At 44.6% G+C, this 16569-nt stretch carries 15 protein-coding genes; 12 read left to right on the top strand and 3 right to left on the bottom strand.

What is annotated here, in order from left to right:
- Positions 1-31: 31 nt before the first annotated feature.
- Positions 32-1039, bottom strand: a complete 1008-nt coding sequence (locus AB4623_RS02085; protein ID WP_017069510.1) for an adenosine deaminase — start codon at positions 1037-1039, stop codon at positions 32-34.
- 354 nt (positions 1040-1393) lie between these two features.
- Here AB4623_RS02085 and AB4623_RS02090 point away from each other — a divergent pair, with 354 nt between their 5' ends.
- The gene (locus AB4623_RS02090; RefSeq protein WP_017069509.1) at positions 1394-1711 is read left to right on the top strand and encodes a DUF3622 domain-containing protein; all 318 of its coding nucleotides are present in this window, start codon (positions 1394-1396) and stop codon (positions 1709-1711) included.
- A gap of 202 nt (positions 1712-1913) precedes the next feature.
- On the opposite strand, the gene AB4623_RS02095 is transcribed toward AB4623_RS02090, so the two are convergent.
- A complete protein-coding gene (locus AB4623_RS02095; RefSeq protein WP_371720855.1) occupies positions 1914-2960 on the bottom strand; it encodes a succinylglutamate desuccinylase/aspartoacylase family protein in 1047 nt (348 codons plus the stop codon).
- Between the two features lie 271 nt (positions 2961-3231).
- On the opposite strand from AB4623_RS02095, the gene AB4623_RS02100 reads away from it, so the two are divergent.
- Positions 3232-3771 carry a DUF3332 family protein gene (locus AB4623_RS02100; RefSeq protein WP_017066819.1) on the top strand — a complete coding sequence of 180 codons (540 nt, stop codon included), beginning with the start codon at positions 3232-3234 and terminating at the stop codon, positions 3769-3771.
- A 138-nt stretch (positions 3772-3909) separates the two neighbouring features.
- Here the strand turns inward: AB4623_RS02100 and AB4623_RS02105 are convergent, their stop codons facing one another.
- Positions 3910-5382, bottom strand: a complete 1473-nt coding sequence (locus AB4623_RS02105) for an aminoacyl-histidine dipeptidase (RefSeq protein WP_372145644.1) — start codon at positions 5380-5382, stop codon at positions 3910-3912.
- 1063 nt (positions 5383-6445) lie between these two features.
- On the opposite strand from AB4623_RS02105, the gene AB4623_RS02110 reads away from it, so the two are divergent.
- From AB4623_RS02110 to ribBA, 10 genes are all read left to right on the top strand, one after another.
- Positions 6446-7735 (top strand): NCS2 family permease, encoded by a 1290-nt coding sequence (locus AB4623_RS02110; protein WP_017060789.1) that lies wholly within the window; start codon positions 6446-6448, stop codon positions 7733-7735.
- An 84-nt stretch (positions 7736-7819) separates the two neighbouring features.
- Positions 7820-8284 (top strand): oxytetracycline resistance phosphoribosyltransferase domain-containing protein Tet(34), encoded by a 465-nt coding sequence (gene tet(34) / locus AB4623_RS02115; protein WP_009847475.1) that lies wholly within the window; start codon positions 7820-7822, stop codon positions 8282-8284.
- Positions 8285-8373: 89 nt separating this feature from the next.
- Positions 8374-9627, top strand: a complete 1254-nt coding sequence (frsA, locus tag AB4623_RS02120) for an esterase FrsA (protein ID WP_372145646.1) — start codon at positions 8374-8376, stop codon at positions 9625-9627.
- Between the two features lie 144 nt (positions 9628-9771).
- Positions 9772-10161: a sigma factor-binding protein Crl gene (crl, locus tag AB4623_RS02125; RefSeq protein WP_017060787.1), complete on the top strand. Its 390-nt coding sequence runs from the start codon at positions 9772-9774 to the stop codon at positions 10159-10161.
- Between the two features lie 76 nt (positions 10162-10237).
- A complete protein-coding gene (proB, locus tag AB4623_RS02130) occupies positions 10238-11422 on the top strand; it encodes a glutamate 5-kinase (RefSeq protein WP_012604650.1) in 1185 nt (394 codons plus the stop codon).
- Positions 11423-11488: 66 nt separating this feature from the next.
- On the top strand, positions 11489-12739 hold the full coding sequence (locus AB4623_RS02135; RefSeq protein ID WP_017060786.1) for a glutamate-5-semialdehyde dehydrogenase: 1251 nt from the start codon (positions 11489-11491) through the stop codon (positions 12737-12739).
- 156 nt (positions 12740-12895) lie between these two features.
- Positions 12896-13345: a transcriptional regulator NrdR gene (gene nrdR, locus AB4623_RS02140; RefSeq protein ID WP_004734394.1), complete on the top strand. Its 450-nt coding sequence runs from the start codon at positions 12896-12898 to the stop codon at positions 13343-13345.
- Positions 13346-13385: 40 nt separating this feature from the next.
- Positions 13386-14465 (top strand): bifunctional diaminohydroxyphosphoribosylaminopyrimidine deaminase/5-amino-6-(5-phosphoribosylamino)uracil reductase RibD, encoded by a 1080-nt coding sequence (gene ribD / locus AB4623_RS02145; RefSeq protein WP_017060785.1) that lies wholly within the window; start codon positions 13386-13388, stop codon positions 14463-14465.
- Between the two features lie 69 nt (positions 14466-14534).
- Positions 14535-15191 (top strand): riboflavin synthase, encoded by a 657-nt coding sequence (locus AB4623_RS02150; RefSeq protein WP_010436361.1) that lies wholly within the window; start codon positions 14535-14537, stop codon positions 15189-15191.
- Between the two features lie 108 nt (positions 15192-15299).
- The gene (gene ribBA, locus AB4623_RS02155; protein ID WP_017060784.1) at positions 15300-16409 is read left to right on the top strand and encodes a bifunctional 3,4-dihydroxy-2-butanone-4-phosphate synthase/GTP cyclohydrolase II; all 1110 of its coding nucleotides are present in this window, start codon (positions 15300-15302) and stop codon (positions 16407-16409) included.
- Positions 16410-16569 lie beyond the last annotated feature (160 nt).

Consider the following 16569-nt stretch of genomic DNA (forward strand, 5'->3'; position numbering starts at 1 on the left):
CAGAGCTTCCCTTTTTGATCTTGATAACTCATTAAGTACTCGCAGCAAGGTATTGGCGTACCTGTGTGATGAGATCTTCCTTGGCGTGAGGCGAGATAAAACTGGCTTCGATGGCATTAATACTGAACTGCGCCAATTCGTTTTTGGTCACTGGGTGAGCATTGGCGACGGCGAGGAAGTTATCATTCATATAGCCGCCGAAGTAAGCCGGATCATCGGAATTGATGGTGACGCACAGCCCTTTTCTCAGCAACTCGACGATGTTGTGCTCTTGCATGGTCTCAAACACCTTGAGCTTGGTATTCGACAGCGGGCAGACGGTCAGTGGTGTACGTTTTGCTATTAGCTGTTCCATCAACTCTTCATCTTCTACACAGCGAACGCCATGATCAATTCGGGTAATGCCTAGCAAGCTCAGTGCGTCGCTAATATTTTGTGCTGGGCCTTCTTCTCCGGCGTGCGCGACAGTCAGAAAGCCTTGGTTGATCGCTTCTTGGAATACATGTTTAAACTTCTCTGGTGGATTGCCCTGTTCTGATGAATCTAACCCAACGGCAATGATCTTATCTTTATAAGGAAGGGCTTGTTTGAGTGTTTCAAAAGCGCTGTCTTCATCGAGATGACGCAGAAAGCACATGATCAGTTGGCTGCTGATACCAAGCTCTTGCTCCACTTGATTCAAAGCTCGAGTAATCCCGCCAACGATGACTTCAAAGTCAATGCCGCGTTCAGTGTGAGTCTGAGGGTCGAAGAAGATCTCAGTATGAACCACATTATCTTGCTGACACTTCAACAGATAAGCCCACGTCAGGTCGTAGAAATCTTGTTCATGAATCAGTACGTTTGCACCTTGGTAATAGATATCGAGAAAGGATTGAAGATTGTGGAACTGGTACGCGTCTCGAACTTGGTCTGGGGTCTCAAAGGGAATCGACAGGTTATTACGCTTGGCGAGTTGGAACATCAGCTCTGGCTCTAATGTGCCTTCTATATGTAAGTGCAGCTCAACTTTGGGTAAATTTTTGATGAAGCTATCCATAGCAACTCCTTAGCTATTTTAATTATGAGCGGAGTAGGTGAGACAGTAGAGTCTATAAACCTGAGCAAGCAGGTATCTCTTTCATTTATCTCTGTTTGAGCATAGTTCATTTCATTGTTATCGATAAAATAGGATAGAAGTTGATGGTGAACCGAGAGTTATGAACCGATTGAAATTAGGCGCAAACGATTTGCAGCATTGGAGTGTGATCCGCTGCAAATATTTGCAGCAATATTCATTGATTTGTGCTCTAATACCGCGCTTACCAAGGGATGGTGTTAAAAGATGCTCACTTAGATGGAGTTATCAAAGTTGACCGATCCCTTAATGATCTCCCTTAGGAAAAAATAGAACATGTCTAAGAACAAAAAATTTGATATCCGCCTTACAGAAAAACGCAACGGTTGGTGTGCAGAGATTACTCGTCAAGTAACGTCTCGCAGCACTACAGTATCTAAGCGTGAGTCTGGTTTCGAAACTGAAGCTCTAGCACAAGAGTGGGCAGAGAAAGAGCTAGCATCTTTCATCGCTAACCAAGCTGAACGTAACGAGCGTAAATCAGAGCAACGTAAAGAGCGTGACGAACTACGTCACACTAAAGAGCTTAAAGCTGAGCAAGCACGTGAAGCGCGCGCTAAAGCTCGTGCAGAAGAGCAACAAGACGCTGAATAATTCAGTGCATGACTAATTTATAGATCCCTTAATTTTAAGATAAGGGATTTGTGAAAAAAAAGCCCCGATACAACTTTTTTCTTTCGAGTTAAAAGTGTTTTGGGGCTTTTTAGTTTGTGGAGTTCTGTTTTATTGTGTTTAAGAGCTCGGTTTGGCTTCTCGCTTTTAACGTCGAGCTCTTAAACTGTTAAGAATTGTCTGATCAGTTATTCAGTGCAGTTAGCCAATCGTCTTCTGCCACTTCTTCAATGTAGCTTTCTACTGATTGTCCTACTTCTTCATCGTCTTGCTTGAAGTAAGCGATGTGGAACACAGCATCACCTTCGTTGACCAAAGGCAGAGTTTGCTGACCAATCACGATACCGCCTTTGGTTGTGATCACTTGGCCTTCTTGGTGACCCAATGGAGAGCTGATGTAAGCCAGAGTTTGTCCTGCTTCAACTTGTTCGCCAAGCCTTACCATATTACGCAAAATGCCGTCTGATTCAGCGCGGATCCAACTGGTCGACTTACTCAATACTGGCTCTGGTAACTTCTTACGGTTAGGGCGCAGCATGCCGATTTCTTTCATCACTTGATGCACGCCAAGGTAACCCGCACGAATCGCTAGGTGATCAAAACGCAGCGCTTCACCACCTTCGTAAGTTAATACAGGAATACCCAGTTTTTCCGCTTCGCTGCGCAGTGAACCATCACGCAGTGGAGAATCTATGATCACGGGTGTTGCGAACGCTTTTGCGATGCGCAGTGTTTCAGGGTTCGACAGGTTTGCACGGATCTGTGGCAAGTTAGTACGGTGAATCGCACCCGTGTGAAGATCCAAAATGTAATCACAGTGCTTCGCTACGTTCTCAAAGAAGGTGTGAGCGATGCGTGATGTCAGTGATCCTTTCTCACTTCCAGGGAAGCAACGGTTCAGGTCACGACGGTCTGGTAGGTAACGAGACTTATGGATAAAACCAAATACGTTAACGATAGGCACAACAAGTAGTGTTCCTTTCAGTTTCTTTGGATCAATCGCATTGGTCAGCTGTCGTGCAATCTCAACACCGTTTAATTCATCTCCGTGGATCGCCGCGTTTACCATCAGTGTTGGGCCCGCTTGGCGACCATGAATAATTTCAATCGGGATTGAAAGTGGAGAATGCGTGTAAAGCTGAGCCGCTTGCAGTTCAATCTCCATTCTCTGTCCTGGCTGAACAGTATAACCAAGTAATTCGAAGGGTTGATTAGGTTTTAGTCTTGCCATTTAGGTTGTTCTCAACATGGTGATAATTCGTTAACACGGAATGTATCAATCGTTGATTTTTAGTACGAATCAATCGCTTTACGGTGACGACAAAACTTTTTTATGGAGGCGTTTCTTAATTGGTTTCTGTTTTTGATTTGGCTAGTTAGAAGGGGTTTAGAATTGTGAATTTCCTGACAATACATTGATTTAACGCTGATATTTATTGTTCGGTTGGTTGGTATTATTCATCGCCATTTTTTGGCGGCCAAATTCATATATCGAGATAAAAATGAAAAAAACAATTTCAAAAGTCGTTGCACTGGCGGTGGTTTCTGTCGCTTTATCTGGCTGTGTTGGTAGTAACGCAGTAACCGGTTACCTAATGAAGTTTAACGTTAAGGCTGTTGATAACCGTTACGCACGTGGTGGCTTGAACATGCTACTAGCGCCTGCTTACGGCCTAACAGTTGCTGCCGATTACCTGGTATTCAACTCACTAGAGTTCTGGACTGGTAGCAACCCACTAACTGGTTCTCCGCACATCTTTGATACAAAGACTGATACTTACCTAGACATCAACCACCAACTTGATCCGTCTCTAACGGAAGCGCCAGTGGGTCCTATCACGAGTGCAGATGTGATCGAAAAAGGTCAAATGCAGCAGATTGATGAAAACACGATCCAAATGGACATTACTTACCAGTCTGGTGAGCGTGCGACGTTAATCGGTGTTCGTGATGGCGAGATGGTGACGTACTTCATCGATGGCGAAGTTGTGGCACAAACTTCAATTGATGAGCTAGAAAGCTACGCGGCTTCACGCGCTTAATTGTTTATTTAGTCACAAGTAGTAGCTACAAAGATTAGATACAAAAACAGGTACTCATTGAGTACCTGTTTTATTTTGTCTCAGATAAACGGTGTTTACTGTAAAACACCATTTACTGAACAAACATAGCTTATCGAATTAAGCTTTTTCTGGGATCGCTTCAAGCAATGCAACCATTTGGTTCCAGAATAGCTCAACGGTGTCGATCTTCACTTTCTCATCAGGAGAGTGCGGAAACTTGATGGTTGGGCCGAAAGAAACCATATCCATGTTCGGGTAAGGTTCTTTGAATAGACCACACTCAAGACCAGCATGGATAACCATGATGTTTGGCTTGTGACCGTAGATACCTTCGTACATGTCACGGAAGATATGCATGATTTCTGAATCTGCGTCTGGTTTCCAACCTGGGTAAGCACCAGAGAACGCGATGTTAGCGCCTGCTAGTTCAGCAACAGAGTGAAGCATGCTTTCTACTTGGCTACGACCTGAATCGATAAGAGAGCGGATCAGGCAAAGTACTGTGATTGAGTTCTCTTCTGTTGTGATAACACCTACGTTTAGAGACGTTTCCACAACACCTTCAATCTCGTCACTCATACGAATCACGCCGTTTGGACATGCGTTAAGTGCCGCGATAAAGCGAGCTTGGTCTGCTGACGCAAGTGCGCCCATTTCTACAGAAGCTTCTTCATTGAAAGTCACGATGCTGTCTTCTACTTTACCTAGCTCTGTTGAAAGCAGCTCAGTGTAGTAGTTGTATAGTGAAGCCAGTTTTTCTTGGTTTGCCGCAGGAACAGCAACCGTTACGAAACCTTCACGAGGGATCGCGTTACGAAGGCTACCACCTTTGAATTCGACGATGCGAAGGTCTAGCTCTTTTGCGTGACCCGCTAGGAAGCGAGCAAGCAGTTTGTTTGCGTTTGCACGACCTGTGTGGATGTCACAACCAGAGTGACCGCCTTTTAGGCCTTTTAGCGTTAGCTTACGTGTTACGAAGTCAGCTGGAATCGCATTACGAGCAATTTCAAATGTCATTGCGCCGTCGATACCGCCAGCACAACCCATGTACACTTCGCCTTCTTGCTCTGAATCGGTGTTAAGAAGGATATCGCCTTCTAACCAACCCGCTTCAAGACCGAAAGCACCAGTCATGCCTGCTTCTTCATCTACTGTTAGTAGAACTTCGATAGGGCCGTGCTGGATTTCGTTTGAAGCAAGAACCGCTAGGCAAGAAGCTATGCCCATGCCGTTATCAGCGCCAAGCGTTGTGCCTTTAGCTGTAACCCACTCACCATCAATGTATGGTTGAATTGGATCTTTAGCAAAGTCATGAACTGTGTCTTCGTTCTTTTGTGGAACCATATCGATGTGAGCTTGTAGCACTACACCTTTTTTGTTTTCCATACCCGCCGTTGCTGGCTTTTTGATGAATACGTTACCCGTTGGGTCACGACGTACATCTAGGCCTTGCTCTGTTGCCCAAGCAATAATGTATTGAGCAAGCTCTTCTTCATGCTTAGAAGGGTGTGGGATTGAGCAAATCTTATCGAAGAACTGCCAGATAGGGGCAGGGGATAATTTACTGATCTCAGAATGGAATTCAGACACGGATGACTCCTTTTTTATTTAATAACCATATATTTAGGTTTTGTATGGGGAAAAACCTAGAACAAAAATCTAAAATATGGGTCTGTTTTGATGGCAACAGCATACCACTTGAGCGTTTTGACGAGTAGCGGTTCTAAACCTCAAATAGCTCAAATTTTGAAAGCGATCTTGTCCATCTGATCACAGCTAAGCGCCTTGATGCTTATAAATGGAGCAGGCAAACGTTTGTTTAATTCTATTTTGTAGTTTTATTACAAAATAAGTTTGTAAAATAACCGTAAATGGCCAAAAATGTGACGCATAGCAAAAAATACTTGTAATCTTTTTTCTTTAGGGTATATTAATAACCAACTTCTGAGATGAAGAGTAAATGCTCAAAGGATGAGTCCGTTTTATCGCCTCCAAGGAACCGAGAAATCAAATTCGTTTTTTATTGATTTATTAAGGTGATAGTTATGAAAGGTTTACCATCTGCAATGTTCTGGATTAACAGCTCTGTTTACACTAGCAACTTTGCATACCCTACAAGCTTTGGTTACTAATACCGTAAGCATGTAACTCGAACAGTTTTGTTCACCCCTATATATTGGAATTCTTTTACAGCCCTTTTGGTTGACAGATTCTACCGCCACTCAGTTTTGAGTGGCGTTTTTTTTGCCTGCTACTTTTCCAAACCGCTTTCGCTTGTCACTTTCCTTGCTGTTCTGCGTGGTTGTTTTTTAAACGCCGAAATATCAATTTGCGCCTTATTACTGATCCTGTTGAAAAATACATAACTATTGTGAGTTTGAATTCAGAATTTACTGGCTAGATTATCAATGAAAATAACCGATGGTAGAAAAAACAACCAACTAGTTTTAGTGAGTCTATTGTTGTTAATTGTTTGTTTTTAATGGTTATTTATCGATGATATCTTCATTTTTAATCGCTTTGTTTCATACGGCATTCTGATAAATATCGATTAGAGCCTTAATTCTATCTGGAATTTGTTATTTGATAACTTTATAATCCACAGCCAATCGATTACGCAACCGTTTACTTTTTACCCTTATAGGATTCGATAATGTTCGAAAAGCTATTCAAACTCAGTGAAAATGGCACCAATGTGCGCACTGAAATCATCGCAGGTCTAACAACCTTCCTAACAATGGCTTACATCATTTTTGTAAACCCAATGATTCTAGCTGATGCTGGTATGGACCATGGCGCTGTATTTGTAGCAACCTGTTTAGCGGCTGCTATTGGCTGTTTCATCATGGGCTTTGTTGCTAACTACCCAATTGCTCAAGCTCCAGGCATGGGTTTGAACGCATTCTTTACCTACGCTGTTGTAATGGGTATGGGTTATACGTGGCAAGTTGCTCTGGCAGCGGTTTTCGTATCAGGCGTAATCTTCATCTTCTTAAGCATCTTTAAGATCCGTGAATGGATTATCAACTCGATCCCTATGTCTCTGCGTGTTGGTATCTCTGCAGGTATCGGTCTTTTCCTAGCGTTTATTGCGCTTAGCAATGCAGGCATCGTTGTTTCTAACCCAGCAACTAAAGTTTCACTGGGCGACATTACCGCGATTGCTCCTATCCTAGGCTCACTTGGTTTCTTCCTAACGATTGCTCTTGTTCACCGTGGCGTGAAAGGGGCAGTAATGATTGCGATTCTAGCTATCACAGCTCTTGGCATTGTTATTGGTGACGTTCAATACGGCGGCATCATGTCTACACCACCAAGCCTTGCTCCTACATTCATGCAGCTTGATTTCTCTGCTGTATTTGAAATCGGTATGATTTCAGTGGTATTCGCGTTCTTGTTCGTCGATTTGTTCGATACAGCGGGTACTCTGGTTGGTGTTGCAACGAAAGCAAACCTAATCAAAGAAGACGGCAAACTACCTCGCTTGAACAAAGCACTGCTTGCTGACTCTACAGCAACATCTATTGGTGCACTGCTAGGTACATCAAATACTACTTCTTATGTTGAGAGTGTTGCGGGTGTTGCTGAAGGCGGCCGTACCGGTCTAACGGCTGTTGTTGTTGGTATCTTATTCCTACTGGCTCTTTTCTTCTCGCCACTTGCAGGTATGATTCCGGCTTACGCAACATCAGGTGCACTTTTCTATGTAGCAATTCTGATGATGTCTGGCCTAGTTGGCATTGATTGGCGTGATCTTACGGAAGCAGCACCAGTCGTGGTAACATGTCTGCTTATGCCGCTGACGTACTCTATCGCTGAGGGTATCTCACTAGGTTTCATCGCTTACGCTGCAATTAAGCTGCTAAGTGGTAAAGGTCGCGACGTTTCACCTGCTGTGTGGGTAATGTCGGCTATCTTTATTCTTAAATACATTTTCGCTTAATCGTCTAGATTTCTGCTTAATCGCTGAAGAGGCTATGTTTGAAATAGCCTCTAATAACATGACAAAATTATTAGGTTTTATACTATGAGCAACAAATTCGTTATCACTTGGGACAACATGCAGACTTACTGCCGTCAACTTGCTGAAAAGCAAATGCCAGCAGAGCAGTGGAAAGGCATCTGGGCAGTAAGCCGTGGTGGTTTGGTTCCTGGTGCAATCTTGGCTCGTGAGCTAGGTATTCGTCACGTAGATACGATTTGTATTTCTAGCTACGACCACGATCACCAACGTGATATGACAGTAGTTAAAGCACCTGAAGGTGACGGCGAAGGCTTCCTAATCGTTGAAGACTTGGTTGATAGTGGTGACACTGCACGTAAGCTTCGCGAAATGTACCCTAAAGCGAAACTGATCGCTGTATGTGCAAAACCATCTGGCGCTGATTTGCTAGACGAGTACATTGTTGATATCGCTCAAGACACATGGATTGAGCAACCTTGGGATACTAGCCTAAGCTACGTAGAGCCAGTAAATCGCAAGTCAAAATAAGCGTAAACTTAGTTTTTTGAGAAATGACCCTTTATAGGGTCATTTTTTTTTATATTATTAGTGACAACCATTTCTTATTAAGTATCCCAATGTCTGAACCAGAAGAAACGAGCACGAACCTTTCGGAAACTTTGTTTGTAAAGCACAAGCAAGCGAAAGAGACCTCAATGTTGACACAATACATGCCAAGCTCTGAAGCGCTATTGGATGAGAAACGTGAACAGCAAAACTCATCATGGTATCGAAACCTAAGACGTCTTCAGTGGGTATGGCAAGGCGTTAATCCAATAGAGCAGGAAGCGGTATTGGCTCGCATCGCGTCATCAGATAACTCTCGTACAACCGATGAGTGGCTTGATACGGTCATGGGTTACCGAAGTGGTAACTGGGCATACGAATGGACCAAGCTGGGTATGCAGCATCAAAATCGTTCTAATGAGAAGAATGGTGAAGAGATGGCTGAAGAGCTATTTTCCGCATCGTTGTGCTTCAGTATTGCGGGTTACCCACACCTCAAGAACGACAACTTGGCAGCTCAGGCTCAAGTGTTGGCCAACGCAGCGTATTCTGAAGCGATCAAGCACACTAAGTTGATCGTCAAGCAGATTGATATTCCATACCAAAACAAGAAGATCAAAGCGAACTTGCATCTAACCAAGACAGATAAACCACAACCGGTTGTGATTGTCAGCGCGGGTCTAGATAGCTTGCAAACCGATATGTGGCGCCTGTTTAGGGATTATTTAGCACCTAAGAACATTGCTATGTTAACGGTAGACATGCCATCAATAGGGCACAGTGCACATTGGCCGTTAACAGAAGACTCATCTTGTCTTCACCAAGCAGTGCTGAATGAATTGCCTAACATCCCATGGGTCGATCACCACAAAGTCGGCTTGTTTGGTTTCCGCTTCGGTGGCAATGCGATGGTGAGATTATCTTTCCTCGAGCAACATAAGATTAAAGCGTGTATTTCTTTAGGCGCGCCAATTCACGATATCTTTGTTCATGCAGACAAACTTAAGCAGATGCCTAAAATGCATCTAGATGTGTTGGCTTCGCGCCTTGGTAAAGGGGCGGTCGATATCAATAGCCTTTCTGGGCAGTTGATGGCGTGGTCACTCAAGGTACAAGGTTTGCTGTCAAACAGTAAAACCAGTGTTCCTATCTTGGCATTGGCTCTGGAAGGCGACCCGATTTCACCGCCAATGGATAATCAACTGGTTGCTATTTACAGTGATTACGGAAAAGCGAAGAAAATCAAAGCTAAGTCAATTACACAAGGTTATGAGCAATCCCTCGAATTGGCGATAAAGTGGCTTGAGGATGAATTATTTAGATGACATTTCTCCTAAATTAGTTAAGCATGAAAAATGTACAAACTAAGTACCTGATACTCAGAGGTCATTTATAAAATCCAAATGCGTAGTTTCTACGTATAACAGTCTGAGTAACGTCATTCTTAACATTGAAAATGGAGATTCAATATGTCAGAAGTGACACAACAACCTACGCATTACCGCTTGTTGAATGTTTTAAAGGCGATCGGGCCTTACTTAAGGGAACCGCAATCAGAAGAAGGCCACTATATCTTTGATTGCTTGTCTGTATGTGTGAACGATAAAAAATCACCAGAAGAACGCGAGTTCTGGGGCTGGTGGCTGGAATTGGATAAGTCGGAAGAGGGATATTCGGCGAAGTACAATATCGGCAAGTACAACATCGATGGTAACTGGGATTCTTTGCCGTTACCTAAAAAGGCGGTCGCTGAGGTCTCTCGAACTCAAGAAGCCTTCCACAAGAAACTGGTTGATGAACTTCAAAGTAAGTTTGAAATCAGTATCCAATTAGACGAAGAGTCTGTCGAATTCGTCTAATTTTAAAGGTTACTCTTCTATATAAAGCAAAAAGGTGCGATTTCGCACCTTTTCTGCTTGTGAATTCCCCTTTTGATTGCTAAAACATCACCTCTTATTTGTTTTATCCATAAAAGACTTCATGACAACAAATCATCAAAGCGGGACAACAACACAGCGTAAAACTGTCGTTGTTAAACTGGGTACCAGTGTCTTAACTGGCGGAACATTGGCATTAGACCGCGCTCATATGGTTGAGCTGGTTCGTCAATGTGCTGAATTAAAAAAACAAGGCCACTCTGTGGTTATGGTTTCGTCTGGTGCAATTGCAGCAGGACGTGAGCACCTTGGTTACCCCGCACTTCCCAACTCAATGGCGAGCAAACAGTTGCTTGCGGCAGTTGGGCAAAGTCAGTTGATTCAAGTTTGGGAGTCTTTGTTTGCTATCTATGGCCTTAAGATTGGCCAGATGCTACTGACTCGTGCTGATCTCGATGATCGCGAGCGTTTTCTTAATGCTCGCGACACGATCAACGCACTCGTTGAACACGATATTATTCCGGTGGTTAATGAAAACGATGCAGTAGCAACTAACGAAATTAAAGTGGGCGACAACGATAACTTGTCGGCACTGGTTGGTATTTTATGTGGAGCCGATAAGCTTCTGCTATTAACCGATCAAAAAGGCCTGTTTACGGCTGACCCTCGTAAAGATCCAAATGCTGAGCTCATCAAAGAAGTGAAAACCATTGATGACACGCTGCGTAAGATCGCAGGTGGCAGCGGTACTACGTTGGGTACTGGCGGCATGGCGACAAAACTGCAGGCGGCTGACATTGCTCGTCGCGCAGGCATCGAAGTGATTATTGCTGCGGGCAGTGCTGAAAATGTGGTGTTTGATTCACTGAGTGATAACCCACAAGGCACACGTTTCTTGCCTTTAGCGGAAGCGCTTGAAAACCGTAAACGCTGGATTTTAGCGGGCCCTGCTTCAGCAGGTGACATCGTGGTTGACGACGGCGCAGTAAACGCAGTCAACACCAAAGGCAGCAGCTTGTTGGCGAAAGGGGTTGTTCGAGTTAAAGGCGAATTCTCTCGTGGTGAAGTTACCCAAGTCACAGACAGCAAAGGCAAAGTAATTGCGCGTGGTATCGCCAGTTATTCAAGCCAAGACCTAGCAAAAATTGCAGGCAAGCACAGTAAAGATATTGGCGACATCCTTGGATACGATTATGGGTCAGAAGTCATTCACCGTGACGACCTAGTTGTAATCCAAGAGTAGCTCGTGATGATAAGGTGAATCACCTTTTTGCATCCAAAGACAGACAGAATTTAGGGAGAGTTAAACGTGGATTTAACTAACATGGGTATCGCAGCAAAAGACGCTGCTTTCCACCTAGCGACCGCATCTACGGCGCAAAAGAATAAAGCATTGGCGATTATCGCTGATGAGCTAGAAGCAAACGCAACAACGATTTTAGAAGCGAACGCGAAAGACATCGAATTAGGTCGCGAAGCGGGTTTAACTGACGCACTGCTTGATCGTCTACTTCTTAATGAAGAGCGCTTAACCGGCATTGCGAATGATGTTCGTAACGTGATTAGCCTTAACGACCCTGTAGGCAGCGAAATCGACAGTAAGGTACTAGAAAACGGTATGTCACTGTCTCGCCGCCGTGTGCCACTTGGTGTGGTGGGTGTTATCTATGAAGCGCGTCCGAACGTAACCATCGATATTGCAGCTCTGTGTCTGAAGACAGGTAACGCAAGCATTCTACGTGGTGGTAAAGAGACGTTTTTCTCGAACATGGAACTGGTTAAGGTTATCCAGTCTGCATTAGAGAAAGCGGAGCTTCCAGCCGCTTCTGTTCAGTACATCGAGAAGCCTGATCGTGAACTCGTTTCTCAACTGCTTAAACTGGACGACTACGTGGATATGATCATTCCTCGTGGCGGCGCTGGTCTGCACAAGATGTGTAAAGAGAACAGCACCATCCCAGTAATCATCGGCGGCTTTGGTATCAGCCATATCTTCGTTGATGAAAGCGCTGATCTTGAGAAATCTGTCGATGTGGTCGAAAACTCAAAAGTTCAACGTCCATCGGCGTGTAACTCGTTAGATACACTGCTAGTGCATGAAGCGGTTGCTGAAGCTTTCCTAACTAAGCTGAAACAGCGTTTAGCCGGCAAGGTAACCTTAGTTGCAGATACCAGTGCAAAATCGCTGCTAGCGGGTTTTGAAGACCAACGTGATGCGGTTGAAGGCGACTTTGACACTGAATGGCTAAGCTACACGCTAGGCGTGAAAGTGGTAGCGGATGTGGCAGAAGCGATTGACCACATGCGTGTACACAACGCGAGTCATTCAGATGCGATCATGACCAATAGCTTAGAGAGCTCAGAGCGTTTCATTAACTCTGTTGGTTCTGCAGCGGTTTATGTGAATGCATCAACACGTTTCACTGATGGAGCACAGTTTGGTTTAGGTGCTGAAGTTGCCGTGTCTACTCAGAAATTGCATGCTCGCGGCCCAATGGGCTTAGAAGAGCTGACAAGCTACAAATGGGTAGGTAAAGCGAACTATTTAGTCCGCGGTTAACGCTGGTCGTTAATTTTACTCCTCAGCTCATTTTTGAAATGGCGGTCGAGTAGCAATAATCAATGAATCACCACACAAAAGGGCCTTAATTGGCCCTTTTTCTTTCCTAACGTTTGGCAATTCCGTTACACTGATATTCAATTATTTGGAGGTGATATGCATTGTCCTTTTTGTTCAGAGAACGACACTAAAGTAATCGATTCAAGACTGGTAGCCGATGGCCATCAGGTTCGTCGTCGCCGTCAATGCCTTGCATGTAGTGAACGTTTTACTACGTTCGAATCGGCAGAACTTGTGATGCCTAAAGTCATAAAGTCGAATGGAAACCGCGAACCATTTAATGAAGATAAAATGGTGGGTGGTGTACAGCGCGCCCTAGAAAAACGCCCAGTGAGTGCTGACGCGATTGAACTTGCGATCAGTACGATTAAGTCACAACTCCGTGCAACTGGTGAGCGTGAAGTACCAAGCGAGATGATTGGTAATCTTGTGATGGGCCAATTGAAAGAATTGGATAAAGTGGCGTACATTCGTTTTGCCTCTGTTTACCGCAGCTTTGAAGACATCCGAGAGTTTGGCGAAGAAATCGCTAAATTAGAGGATTAACTCCTCAATCATGTCAAACTTTACTCCCCTAGATTTTCAAATGATGTCGCGTGCTATTCAGTTAGCAAAACGCGGCATTTACACTACTGCGCCAAACCCTAATGTGGGTTGTGTCATTGTACAAACCGACGGTCAGATCGTTGGTGAAGGTTTTCATGCCAAAGCTGGCGAACCTCATGCTGAAGTACATGCCATGCGAATGGCAGGCGACAAAGCAAAAGGTGCGACGGCTTATGTCACGCTAGAGCCTTGTTCTCATTACGGTCGAACGCCGCCTTGTGCTGAAGGTTTGATTAAGGCTCAAGTAGCCAAAGTGATTTGTGCCATGCAGGACCCAAACCCAAAAGTCGCAGGTCGTGGTATCAAAATGCTACGCGATGCGGGTATTGAGGTTGAAATCGGTTTGCTAGAGCAAGACGCTCTCGACTTGAACCCTGCATTTATCAAGCGTATGCAAACGGGCATGCCATTCGTTCAGTTAAAGATGGCGGCTAGCCTTGATGGGCAAACGGCATTGGAAAATGGTCAAAGCCAGTGGATCACATCGCCAGAAGCACGTCGTGATGTTCAGAACTACCGAGCAAAATCAGGCGCTGTGTTGTCAACTAGCCAGACGGTGATTGAAGACAACGCGTCGTTGAATGTTCGTTGGGCAGAGTTGCCAAGCAGTATCAAAGGTCATTACGCTGAAGACGAGCTGCGTCAGCCGATTCGCGTGATTCTTGATCGTCAAAACCAACTGCGTCCTGAACTCAAGTTATTCCAGACTCCAACATCGGTGTTGAGAGTTGCCGAAGCATCTGCTGATATTGAAGTCGCAACCACAGATGCAGGTCAGCTCGATTTGCACGATCTGATGCGTCAATTACCTGCCAATCATATCGACCATATTTGGGTCGAAGCGGGCGCAACATTGGCAAAAAGCTTGATTGAAGAGCAGCTGGTGGATGAGCTAATCCTTTATTTAGCACCTAAACTTATGGGCAGTGACGGACGAGGTTTGATGGGTGCATTAGGGCTCACTTCAATGTCTGACGTTATTGACCTAGAAATTAAAGATGTTCGACAGGTTGGTGTGGATATTCGCATCGTTGCGAAACCCGTATTTCGAAACAGATAGTAACGAAACCACAGTGGAAATAGTTACTCCAACTACATACGTGTCGTTGACAACAAAAAGAGTTTTAAAATGTTTACAGGAATTGTAGAAGCCGTAGGTACATTGAGTGCAATCACTCCCCGCGGAGAAGACATCACCGTAACGGTTAATGTTGGTAAGCTTGATATGGCTGACGTTAAGTTAGGCGACAGTATCGCTACCAATGGTGTGTGTTTGACAGTTGTTGAATATAACGACCACAGCTACAGTGCAGATCTTTCGCTTGAGACCCTGAAAAAAACGGGTTTTGTCGATTACCAAGCGGGCGATAAAGTTAACCTTGAGAAAGCAATGTTACCAACCACGCGTTTCGGTGGACATATAGTGTCTGGTCACGTTGATGGCGTGGGTGAGATTGTTGAACGTAACCAAGTTGGCCGTGCGATTGAATTCTGGGTAGAAATGCCAGCAGAAATCTCAAAATACGTGGCTCAAAAAGGCTCAGTAACAGTTGATGGCATTAGCCTGACTGTGAACGATTTACGTAAGAACGCATTCAAGCTGACTATCGTTCCTCATACTTCTTCAGAAACCACCATCGACCAATTCAATGTCGGTCGTAAAGTGAATCTAGAAGTTGATGTATTAGCACGTTACATGGAGCGTTTACTGCAAGGTCAGCAACAAGAATCTGAGCCTGAATCTCGATTAACGATGGAATTCTTACAGCAGAATGGTTTTGCCTAACCGTTGATACAAAGTGCGTTAAGCGAGACTTTGTAAAGCGAAGCAATATCATCAGGTTTAAATAGTGTCGGTTCTAGGAAGCAGAACCATTTCAAAGGATATAGAACAATGCCAATTAGTACTCCTCAAGAAATTATTGAAGACATTCGCCTAGGAAAAATGGTTATCCTGATGGATGATGAAGATCGCGAAAATGAAGGCGATCTGATCATGGCAGCAGAACATGTGACGCCAGAAGCGATTAACTTCATGGCGATGTACGGCCGTGGTTTAATTTGTCTGACGCTAACCAAAGAGCGTTCAAACCGCATGGGTCTAGCGCCTATGGTTCAAGATAACAACGCACAGTACACCACTAACTTTACTGTTTCGATTGAAGCGGCAGAGGGCGTAACAACGGGTATCTCTGCATCAGACCGTGCAGTGACGGTTCAAGCGGCAGTGGCGAAAGATGCGAAAGCGGCTGATCTTGTTCAACCTGGTCATATTTTCCCACTGACAGCGCAAGATGGCGGTGTTCTGACTCGCGCAGGACACACAGAAGCAGGTTGTGATTTAGCACGTCTTGCAGGCTGCGAGCCAGCATCGGTTATCGTTGAGATCCTTAACGACGACGGTACTATGGCTCGTCGCCCTGACCTTGAAGTGTTTGCTGAAAAACACGACATCAAGCTAGGTACGATTGCTGACTTGATTGAATACCGCAACAACACAGAAACAACGATTGAGCGTGTAGCACAATGCCATTTACCAACAGAGTTTGGTGATTTCGAGCTGGTGACTTACCGCGATACAATTGATAACCAGATCCACTACGCGATGCAAAAAGGCGACCTATCTGAAGGTGCTCCTTTGGTACGTGTTCACCTGCATGACACGTTCACCGATCTGCTTCATTCAGACCGTGGTACTGAACGCAGCTGGTCGCTAGATAAAGCGATGAAGCGTATTGGCGACGAAGGCGGTGTGTTGGTTATTCTTGGCAACGAAGAGTCGTCTGATTCTTTGATTCACAAAGTGAAGACATTCGAAGCGCAAGACAAGAACGAGCAGCCAACTATGGCGAAGAAGCAGGGTACCTCGCGTCGTGTTGGTGTCGGTTCTCAGATTCTTCAAGACCTAGGCGTGCACGATATGCGTCTGCTTTCTTCAAGCACTAAGCGTTACCACGCATTGGGTGGTTTTGGCCTTAACGTTGTTGAGTACGTTTGCGAATAAACCATGCGTTAGCAAGCAGACGTTTCTCCGTTTGTAGCAACATAATTTACCGATGATTTCAGTGGCTCTTTTGGTGATAAATCTTGCCAAAAGAGCAAAGTAGCCAAGTCCGACTCAAAACGTGTTCAACACACAAACTTGGTTACTCGCTGTTCCTATA

This window comes from Vibrio sp. 10N.222.52.C12 (assembly GCF_041474215.1).
Classification (GTDB): domain Bacteria; phylum Pseudomonadota; class Gammaproteobacteria; order Enterobacterales; family Vibrionaceae; genus Vibrio; species Vibrio crassostreae_C.